The 9,430-nt window shown below is 64.5% G+C and carries 8 protein-coding genes and 1 pseudogene; 4 read left to right on the top strand and 5 right to left on the bottom strand.

Annotation, left to right across the window (positions count from 1 at the left end; all coding sequences use genetic code 11):
• From NA4_RS15620 to NA4_RS15635, 4 genes and pseudogenes are all read right to left on the bottom strand, one after another.
• A pseudogene (locus NA4_RS15620) lies at nucleotides 1–356 on the bottom strand (hypothetical protein); the annotation flags it as partial.
• Complete coding sequence (locus tag NA4_RS15625) at nucleotides 353–811, bottom strand: MarR family winged helix-turn-helix transcriptional regulator (protein WP_245671388.1); 459 nt, start codon at nucleotides 809–811, stop codon at nucleotides 353–355. The gene NA4_RS15625 and the pseudogene NA4_RS15620, both read right to left, overlap by 4 nt.
• 165 nt (nucleotides 812–976) lie before the next feature.
• A complete protein-coding gene (locus NA4_RS15630) occupies nucleotides 977–1,249 on the bottom strand; it encodes a hypothetical protein (RefSeq protein WP_067470359.1) in 273 nt (90 codons plus the stop codon).
• A gap of 292 nt (nucleotides 1,250–1,541) precedes the next feature.
• Nucleotides 1,542–2,273, bottom strand: a complete 732-nt coding sequence (locus NA4_RS15635) for an effector-associated constant component EACC1 (RefSeq protein WP_157129040.1) — start codon at nucleotides 2,271–2,273, stop codon at nucleotides 1,542–1,544.
• 826 nt (nucleotides 2,274–3,099) lie between these two features.
• Between NA4_RS15635 and NA4_RS15645 the strand changes: the two genes are divergently transcribed.
• The 4 genes from NA4_RS15645 (at nucleotide 3,100) to NA4_RS15660 (ending at nucleotide 7,653) form a co-directional block, all read left to right on the top strand.
• On the top strand, nucleotides 3,100–3,807 hold the full coding sequence (locus tag NA4_RS15645; protein WP_067470362.1) for a ParA family protein: 708 nt from the start codon (nucleotides 3,100–3,102) through the stop codon (nucleotides 3,805–3,807).
• The gene (locus NA4_RS15650; RefSeq protein WP_067470363.1) at nucleotides 3,807–4,682 is read left to right on the top strand and encodes a ParB/RepB/Spo0J family partition protein; all 876 of its coding nucleotides are present in this window, start codon (nucleotides 3,807–3,809) and stop codon (nucleotides 4,680–4,682) included. The genes NA4_RS15645 and NA4_RS15650 overlap by 1 nt, the downstream gene beginning before the upstream one ends.
• Before the next feature lie 998 nt (nucleotides 4,683–5,680).
• The gene (locus NA4_RS15655; protein WP_169811047.1) at nucleotides 5,681–6,316 is read left to right on the top strand and encodes a LuxR C-terminal-related transcriptional regulator; all 636 of its coding nucleotides are present in this window, start codon (nucleotides 5,681–5,683) and stop codon (nucleotides 6,314–6,316) included.
• Nucleotides 6,313–7,653: a Sco1979 family transcriptional regulator gene (locus NA4_RS15660; protein ID WP_307188584.1), complete on the top strand. Its 1,341-nt coding sequence runs from the start codon at nucleotides 6,313–6,315 to the stop codon at nucleotides 7,651–7,653. The genes NA4_RS15655 and NA4_RS15660 overlap by 4 nt, the downstream gene beginning before the upstream one ends.
• Nucleotides 7,654–7,886: 233 nt before the next feature.
• Here the strand turns inward: NA4_RS15660 and NA4_RS15665 are convergent, their stop codons facing one another.
• Nucleotides 7,887–9,089 (bottom strand): AlbA family DNA-binding domain-containing protein, encoded by a 1,203-nt coding sequence (locus NA4_RS15665; RefSeq protein ID WP_067470367.1) that lies wholly within the window; start codon nucleotides 9,087–9,089, stop codon nucleotides 7,887–7,889.
• Nucleotides 9,090–9,430 lie beyond the last annotated feature (341 nt).

Here is a 9,430-nt window from a genome sequence, read left to right on the forward strand (position 1 = left end):
GCCCTGCCGGCCAGCAGCCACGCGAACGGCAGCGGCAGCACGGTGAGCGCGCTGCCGGCGACGACGACCGCCAGCGTGGCGAGGATCGTGGCCCGCCGGTGCGGGCCGGCTCCGAGCCGGCCCAGGACCGGCGTGGCGACGGCGCCGCTGAGCAGAGCGACGGTCAGCGTCCACTGCGCGCTGCCGAGCGAGACGTGGAACGAGGTCGCCACGCTGGTGATGAGCGGCGCCCCGAGGCTGGCGACCGCCGCCACGACCAGAGCGATGAACATCAGGGCGGGGACCAGCAGCCGCGCCTCGGAACGCGCCACCGGGAACGCCTTCACCGCGACCCCGCCGACCGGCTGCCCGGTCACTGCTTCGGCCCTTCGCGGTCCTGGCTTTCGAGCTCTGCCAGATGCTTCAGCGCCGGAAGGGCCGCCACCAGCGCCTCGACCTCGTCGCCGGTGAGCTCGCCGATCAACCTCTCGAACGCGTGGACGCCCGCCTGGCGCCGCGTCCGCACATAGCAGGCGCCGGCCTCGGTCAGGCACACCAGCGTGACCCGCTTGTCGGACGCGTCGCCCCGTCGCTCGACCAGGCCGGACTCCTCCATCACCCGGACCAGGGCGGTCATTGCGGGCTGGGTGACGCCTTCGACCGCGGCCAGATCGGTGATCCGCCGCGGGCCGGTCCGGTCCAGGGTGGCCAGGGTGGCGGCGGATGTCAGGCTCATGTCCCGGGGCAGGCGTCTCGCGGCCCTGGTGGCCAGGCCGTAGAGGGCTGCCCCGATGGCGGCGGACGCGCCAGGAGCGGCGCCGTGACGACTCACGCTCGAAGCATAGCATTTTTATATTCATAATCTATGTAAATGCGGACGCCTTCCCCCGACCGGTCGACAGCCACCGCAACCGCGATGCCCTGAGCGAGGGAACCGTTCTCTACCAGCCCACTACGCCATATACGCCCGAAAATCGGCCGATACTACGGTTATCCCTTATTTGGCTGCCGCGACGGGATCGTCGCAGAGTTTCTTCTTGATGTTGGTGAGGGACTGCTGGCCACGCGGGAAGTACACGGCAAAGATCCAACGCTGACCGTCCCTGGTGCACACGCCATCCCGGCCTCCGTCCTGCCCTCCGAGCGGATGCGATGGGTCGATGTCCTCGAACCCCTCGTGCGCGAGAACTTGAGCGGCCAGGCGCTCGGACGGCGCCTGGCCCTGAGTCCATTCGAGCAGCCGGTGCCGTGTCTCATCCGTGCGTGTCATGCCATCGTCCTTCGAACTGTTCTGCAATGTGCCGCGCCTGTCTCAGTAGTCCCACGACGACAGTCAGAGCTTGAGCGCGGGGTCGGGGCGTCTCTCATTACCGCGGTAAGGATCCGCCATCCTCAATGGGCCGTGTCTTTACCGCGGTAAAGATCCAGACGAGCCTGCAACCGACCACGGCTCCGCGGTGATCCGGTAGCGAGCAGCTGCCCAACGTGACGCGAACTGCGCATGAGTAGCTGTCCGGCGCGTAGTCGCGTCACGCGACGGGAACTTCGGTTGTACCGCGTTATCAGGAGTCTGGTGGCGTGACCAGACGCCGAACTTCCTGTGCAACGTATGCCGCGTCGACTGCTGTGGCGCTCAGTTCAATGGACTCGCCGTTGGCGCTGGTCACTGTCACTGTGACGCCCGGACGGCGAAGGGACAACCACGCGGTCAATGAACTCGTCAGCGCGGCCAGGACGCCACCGAATCCCGTGGTATTGAGGGTCACCACCAGCGCATCGGATAGCCCGCCCATATCACCGTCGCGGGGTTGGGCAGGCTGGACCTTGACGTGGCCGCGCAGAGCGTCATCGTGACGGAACCAGTCCAGCAGCTGGGCCAGCTGATCAGGGTCTCCACCGGTTCGAATCAGCAACTCCCCATCGAAATAGTTCGGACGCTCGGCATCGCCATCGCCCTCATCGAAACCTCGATCTTCGGTCGTGGCCTCTTCGCTGCCGGTAAGTGTCCGGTCAGAGACGGTCGTGACGACATGGCCGTCGGAAGTTGTAATGAGGATCGACCCGTTCGGCAGCAGTTTCGCCTTGAGGTCGGCGGAGGTATCTCCCCGATCGCCGTGGCGACTGCTACGCGGCCAGGAGGAGCCGCGTACCACGACCCGGCTGGTGATTGCCTCATCAGCTGTCGCCAAAAGGCTGAACAATGCGAGGAGTATTGTTACAGAGACGAAGGGGTTGATGTCCCGGTCCGCGGCAATGGCGATCCCTACGAACCACACTGCGGCGAGCTCAAGCAACCACGCGCGATCCCGAAGACGCCGCCTCACGGCACTGCCGAGACGATGAATCAGCGTCTCTCGACGCGTCCCCGCCTCCTCCCGCCCCGCGTCCCTGTCCCTCGACTGACCATCCGCGAACGCAAGAGCCGATTGTTCCCTGACACTCTGGAAAGCATCCCGCCGACCGGGGGCGAATGCTGGGGTAGACCCAGCCAAGGCCGCCAGAAGCCGCATCCCCACGCCTCCATGCTCTTCCGCCGATACCCGTGTGAACGCAGGGCTTGTCCCAGCCAGCGCCGACAACAAGCGGCCACCAACGTTGTTTGGCATCATGGCCCCTCCCCTCTCACGCAGACGGCCCGCCAGGCGGCAGCAACCCTTGGACATACTGGGCGAGCTTCTTGATGATCGAAGGAGCGCACGCACCTATACCGAAAGCGACGGCGACATTCTCAGGCAGCAACCCGCTCTCGGGTAGAACCGCTGCGGTGGCAGCCCCAGCCCCGAGCTTGATGGCAAGGGCAACGACGTAAACGCCCCCACCGGGGCCCTGTGGATCGGCCCACGGCCATCCCTTGACCCGACTACTTGCCTCGACGAATTCGGTTCCGCAGTTTACGGCCGCGCCGATACACCCCCACAGGGCGAACAGCCACATGCGAGAAGAGTAGTTCCCCAACGGTTTTCCTGCGTCCTGTTGCCGTAGTACGCGGAATGCGGTGCTGACCAGGGACATGAACTGCGCGCGTCGGAACCCGTTCGTCACGCTGAAGTGCTGGTTCGCCGGTTATGCTGCTGGCGCCATCCGAAGTAGCCGAACGGCGAAGCACACGGGAGAAATTTCATGGCGCATGTATTTGTGCTGCTCAATCAAAAAGGCGGCGTTGGGAAAAGCACGCTGGCAGTGAACCTTGCCGCGGTCACCGCGGAGGTCTCCGGCGGAGGCCTGGATCCGGACGCGCCGTCACCGGTCGCGGCGGTGTCTATCGACCCGCAGGGATCAGCGGTCTGGTGGGGCTCACGCGTGGACAACCTGCCCTTCCACGTCGTCCAGGCGCACAGCGACCTCAACGGGCTGCGGAAACTGCGGGAACTCAAGGGAATCGACCACGTCTTCGTCGACACCCCAGGCTGGCTCGACATGGCCGAACCCGACGACACCCGCGACCCACTCGGCGAAGGCCCTGCCGGAGACGCGCTGCGCGCGGTACTCGACTGCGCCGACCACGTCATCGTCCCGATCACCCCAGAACCACTGTCGTTCGACCCGACCGCGCGCACCATCCGCAAGGTCATCAAGCCCCGCGGGCTGAAACACACGGTGGTACTCAACAACTGGGACCCCCGCGACGGCGAAGCCGACCGTGACGAGACCGTCGAGTTCATCAAGCGCAACCAGTGGCCCGGCGCCAAGACGGTGATCCGCCGCTACAAGCTCCACACCCGTGCCTCCCTGAACGGGCAAGTCGTCACCGAGTACCCGACCAACGGGACCTCGCTGCGCGCCCGTGAGGACTTCTACAAGCTGGCACTGGAATTGAGGGTCGGCTGATGGCCCGCGGTGGAGCACGCAGAAACCTCGCAGACCTGATCGACGCGGTCGGCGACCAATCCCCCGTCGACGGGACCACCAGCCAATCCGGTGCTCCGGCGACCTCCGCTCCCCTGGACCAGTTCGTCGCCAACCCACGCAACCCTCGCGACGAGCTCGGCGATCTGAGCGACCTGGCGAGCATCGTCGACGGCCAGCTGCAGTCCGCGCTTGTCGTCACACGCGACGCTTACCTTGCGCTGTACCCCGACGATCAGGAGGCAGTCGGCGACGCCCGCTGGGTAGTCGTCAACGGGTGCCGACGTCTGGCAGCTGCCGCCAAATACGGGTGCGCCGAGCTGGAATTCGTCGTCAAAGACGAGGTCGCCTCGTCGCGGGCGCGGCTGCTATCAGTGGTGATCGACGAAAACATCGGCCGCCAAGACTTCGACGTCATCGAGGAAGCCAAAGCCGTCGAGGCCCTCGTCGTCGAGTGCGGCACCGCCGAGGCCGCCGCAGTCCAGCTGAAGAAGACCGCCGGCTGGGTGTCGCAACGGCGCGCGCTGCTCAAACTCGCTCCCGAACTGCAGGCCGCGCTACGCCGCGGCGACCTCGCGGTCCGGGTCGCCCGCAGCCTTGCCAAGGTTCCGCTCGAGGAGCAGGTCGCGAAGTGGCAAGCCGAACAAGCCAAGGCCGACAGCGACGCCCGCGACGCAGAGGTCGCGCCGCGAGAACGGCCACCGGTCGACGCGCCACGGATCGCGAAAGCACTCAAACGCTTCGATGCCCGCCCGGAAGTACTCGCCGATGCGATCAGCGAGTACATGGACACCGAGCAGCTGAAGAACCTGATCCTCGCGCTGACAGCAGCACTGGAGACATCCGCGAAACGCTGAGGTCAGCGTGGTGGGGTTTACCGCGGTAAACCCCACCACGCTCGCGAGCACGAATCTTTACCGCGGTAAAGCCCATCGCGGAGACCTCGAGCGGAGACCCCGAACGGTCTTTACCGCGGTAAAGCCCCACTCATGGTGCAGCTGGCGGTCGATCTTTACCGCGGTAAAGATCCGCCATCCTCAATGGGCCGTGTCTTTACCGCGGTAAAGACACGGAGGGCCATTCCATCCCTGCTACGTCCGCCCCGGCGGATCTGCGCCACTTGGACCGGCGCCGTGAGCCCGGACGCTGCCCTCCGCGCAACCGGCTCCACCCGAGCACGACTCCGCTGACCAATACCGTCAACCAGACGGGAGATGTTATGTGCGTCAGCACAAGCGCTAGTAGCGCCGTCAGGAAAGCACATTTGACGAGAACTGCCAGCAGGGTACGTGTGCATCTGCTATCCCAGTGATCGCTGCACAGCAGCTTCACTTGGCGATCAAGGAAGTCGAGAAGGCCGACGGGCGGCGCCTCGGCGCGTATGACGGCCAGGCAGTGCGCGGTGTGGTGTTCCGGGCACACGATTGGGTCGTTCTCGGAGTCTGTGGTGGCAGTCTGGTCGGGGATGACCGGCATGAGCGTGTCCTCCTGGTAGTGCTCCTGCGGTCGTTGTACCGATCCGTCATGCGATTCATCCCCTCCTGCACGGGATTCGATCGGCCTTCTGGTCGAGGGGGTTGGAGCTCGATCGAGCCATATAACAAAGTGATGAGCGGTATCGAGTCCAGACCACCATGCCGAGAAGGAACCAACGATGGGGAGCGCTGATGAGGGAGGAAGACCGGTCGGCGATGATCCGAACAACCCTCTGTCGGAGGAAGTCAGTGACGCAGCGGCAGCGCCAGCGGTGGGTAGTTCAGCCGCCGCTGACCGAGCTCTACCCCCACAGGTCGCAGCAGACGCCGAACTATTCGACTTGCTCCGCGAAGAAGACCTCGGTGGGCCGGGTTGGGCGTTGCTGGAGGAACGTCTGGCGCGGCACGGGCTGAGTGTCCTGGAGGCGTGGCTGCAGAACGGCGAGGTATTTGTTCAGGCCGCCGAGCGGGGTATGCAACTCGAGCCGACCGAATTCGAGCTGGACGAGCTCCGCCGCTGGTCCGACGTGCGCGACGAACTCAAGTTCTTCTCGGTGGCAAAGGCTCTCGTGTCGTTTCGGCGGAAGGCCCGTGACGGCGTGGGCTGGACTGCGGAGGGCGGCGCCAGCATAGAGACGTACTTCGTGACGGGATGTGTCTATGCGTTCGTGTCGGCCTTCTCGAAGCGCAGGAAAGAGGAACGAAAATGGGCAGAGGACGCGCTGATTCGGCTCGACGACCCTCGCGTTCCCGTTGATGAGCTCACAGCTGCTGCCGCGCAGGGCGTCGAGGATTCGACCGAGCGCTCAGTGATCCGCGAGCTGGTGCGCTCGGTACTGGACAGTTGGGCACCGCGCGACAAGGCAATCCTGTGGGGCAAGGTCAACGGCAAGACCAATCGGGAGATAGCCCAGGAACTGTTTGTGACCGAGAAAGCGGTGGAACGGCGCTGGTCACGCTTGATGGCGATGCATGAGTGGGTGCGTTCGCTGTCGCGGGGAAGGAAACCCGTATGAACGAGCTGAATGAGGCAAAGCGTCGGCTGGCGCGGATTTCGGAGCTGCTTGACCGTGGCTCGCTGGGAGGAAAGGATCCGCAGACATCGCTCAGCACGGTTCCCGATTCCGATGCCGACAGCGTCCGCGGTCTTATGAGGTCGATACGGATTTCCGAGCTGCTCGATCAAGGGTCTCTTGGTGGGCTGGCTGCGCGGGTGCTGCACAGCACTGTTTCTGACGCAGACGTCATTCGGGTGCGCCAAGCAATGGTTGATATCGAAGCAAGGAAACAGCAAGCGACCGGCGCCGACACTGAAGACGGATTGGAGCAACGCACGCCAGCGGTAGCCCCGATGCAGGCGATAACGGCCGATGTCGATCGATTGGATCAGCTTCGTTCGAGGCGAGACGCCGTATATGTCAGTTCATCTCGCCCTGATCGGCAAGCACCCTACAGTCACGCTGGGAACACCATCACCATCCCTCGTACGGATAATTCGGTGGCAGTGGCAGAACGTAGTCCGACCGCCCTGCGGATCGCGCTCGGCAACAGACTCCGCAAACTGCGTGAGCGCCGCGGGATAACCAGGGAGGTAGCCGGCGACGCGATCCGCGGGGGCTCGCACGCCAAGATCAGTCGACTGGAGCTGGGGCGTGCCGGCATCAAAGAGCGGGACCTGAAGGACCTGCTGTCCCTCTACGGCGTCGTCAACCCCGATGAACGCGACATGTATTTCGACATGGCCCGCCACGCCAACGATCCAGGCTGGTGGGATCAGTACAGCGACCTTGTCCCGACCTGGTTCGAAACCTATATCGGGTTGGAGCAGGCTGCGAACGCGATCCGCACCTATGAGGCGCGATTCGTCCCGGGCTTGTTGCAGACCGTCAACTATGCACGCGCGGTAGTCAGGCTCGATGACAGGATCGATGATGAGATCGAGCGTCGGGTTGCCTTGCTGACACGCCGTCAGCAGATCCTCACTCGGGCAACGGCACCGACCTTGTGGTTTGTCATCGACGAAAGCGTGCTGCGCCGTCTTGTCGGCGGGGCACGCGTGTGGCACGAACAAGTTGAGCACCTGATCGAGATGGCCGAGCGTCCGAATATCCTGATCCAGGTCCTGCGCTATTCCCCAGGCACAGGCGCGGCGGTAGGCAACTCTTTCAGCATTCTGTCCTTCCCGGAGGCCGACCTACCCGACATCGTCTATACCGAGCAGCTCACCAGCGCGCTCTACCTCGAAAGACGCCGCGATGTCGAGCTGCATGAGGCAGTCATGAATCGGATGGGAAACGACGCACTGCCAATGGCGGAAAGCGTGCGATACCTCAAGCAACTCCTCGCCATGTGATCGATCGCGGCATTCGCCTTCCTCTGCTCCGGGGCTATCCGGGGGTCGAGAGCGCGAGACTCCAGAACGTTCACGCCCGAAGGCTTCGTACAGAGGAACCGGTTTGCTCAAGTGGTGACAGCGGAGGCTCAGAGGCAGTGCGGTGACGATCTGGGGCGGAGTGAGGTTCCGGTGCCAATCGCTGGCGTAGTCGATCAGAATCGCGGGCCTCGCACTCGGCGGCGTTGCCTGGGTTACTCGGTGAAGAAGCTTTCCCACCGGTGGTGTGCGGCGAGGCTGCGCAGCAACGCGCCGGTAAGTGCCTTGACCGTAGCGCGGGGGTTGTGAGTCAAGTCGAGCAGCGCGGCCTCGGTGGTGCGTTCGTAGCTGTCGTCGGTGTAGGGCGCACCGTAGCCCGCCATGATGTCCTGATCGAGTGTGAGGGACGTGGCGTTGCGGATGCCGGTGAGCACCAGGCCGAATTGCCAGGTGCCAGTGAATCCGTACTGCTGGGCGACTGCGGCGGCCACACGCACCAACAGGTCAGCGTGGCCGAGGATCAGTGTCTCGAAAATCCGCGGCTGTGCTGATGGGTGGCCGTATCGGTTCTCGGTGACCACCGCACGCTCGGAGATAAGAACAAGGGTGCCGTTTTCGCGAAAGGCCAACTCGGCGGCGCGACCCTGGCCTTCCCAGCCGCGGTCCTCAGACAAGCCTGTGGTGATCGCTACGGCGTGGGCTCGGCGCCCGAATCCAGGACTGGAAAGCAAGTTCGGCCTGTAGGACAAGTTGTCGGGAGTTGCGGCGGTGCGCACCAGCTCATGGACAGTATTCTGCCAGCCAGCGGAATCGGTAAGCGGTACGAGCAGGTTGTCCGGCGCGCCAAGCGGCTCAGCCACAACGGCCAGGATCGGGTCCTCGTGTTGGCGCCCGAGATTGGTGATTGCGCGGCGAGCCTCGGCCAAGATGTCCTTGCGGCCAGTCAGTTGGCGCTCGTGCAGGCGCAGGACTTCAGCGTGGGACAGCACGCGGTTCTCCTTGTCGCCGCGGCCGTAGTAGCGGCCGTCGACCATGTGCGGGGCCCGCGGGGATTGTGGGACCCGCACGATCAGATAGCCCCTGCCTGGTGCGTCGGTGGCCTCGATAACGGTGGTTTGGATCCGCACGCTCTCGTGCACTGCGGTCGCGGCGATGCTTTCAATGCGTTCGGCCAACCCGTCCAGTTCGACCGGCCACAAGCTCGGTGGCGAGGTGTCTTCGTCAACCCCGATAACGATGATGCCGCCGTCGAGAGCGAATGCGGCAATGTCGCAGGCGATCTTCTTGTTCGCTGACTCGCCCGATTCCAGCTGGCGTTTGATGTCGAGTTCGTGGCTCTCCTCGAGCAGGCCGTCGGCGGCGGCTTGGCGCAGCGCGACCTCGGTGCGAGGGTTCCACAACAGATCGACGGTGCTCACGGCGAGCAGCGTACCCAGATCACGGCGATACGAGTTGAGCAATAACCGCTGCGGCTCCTCGCTATCGACCCGGTGTGGCCGATAGCGACCTGGTACCGATCGTTACCGGCGGCCATGGGCAGGGGCAGGAGGCCTACACCGTTTCCTCCGGCGGTGTGAGGTGCCAGAGCTGATCGCGCACTGCGAGCGTGGCATAGACCTGTGCCTGAGCCTGGGCCGCCTCGACGCGCAGCAGCAACCGGGAAGTCTCGGCGGCCGCAGGAGCTGCTGCTTTTCTGCTCTTCGATCAAGCGCTCGCTTTCGGCGGGATCGAACTCCCGCGGATGCCGTCGATGAGGAAC

This window comes from Nocardia amamiensis NBRC 102102 (genome assembly GCF_001612745.1).
Lineage (GTDB): Bacteria > Actinomycetota > Actinomycetes > Mycobacteriales > Mycobacteriaceae > Nocardia > Nocardia amamiensis.

Coding starts and splice junctions, on each gene's coding strand:
- NA4_RS15630 (WP_067470359.1), bottom strand. CDS start 1,249: ATGACACGCACGGATGAGACACGGCACCGGCTGCTCGAATGGACTCAG.
- NA4_RS15645 (WP_067470362.1), top strand. CDS start 3,100: ATGGCGCATGTATTTGTGCTGCTCAATCAAAAAGGCGGCGTTGGGAAA.
- NA4_RS15650 (WP_067470363.1), top strand. CDS start 3,807: ATGGCCCGCGGTGGAGCACGCAGAAACCTCGCAGACCTGATCGACGCG.
- NA4_RS15660 (WP_307188584.1), top strand. CDS start 6,313: ATGAACGAGCTGAATGAGGCAAAGCGTCGGCTGGCGCGGATTTCGGAG.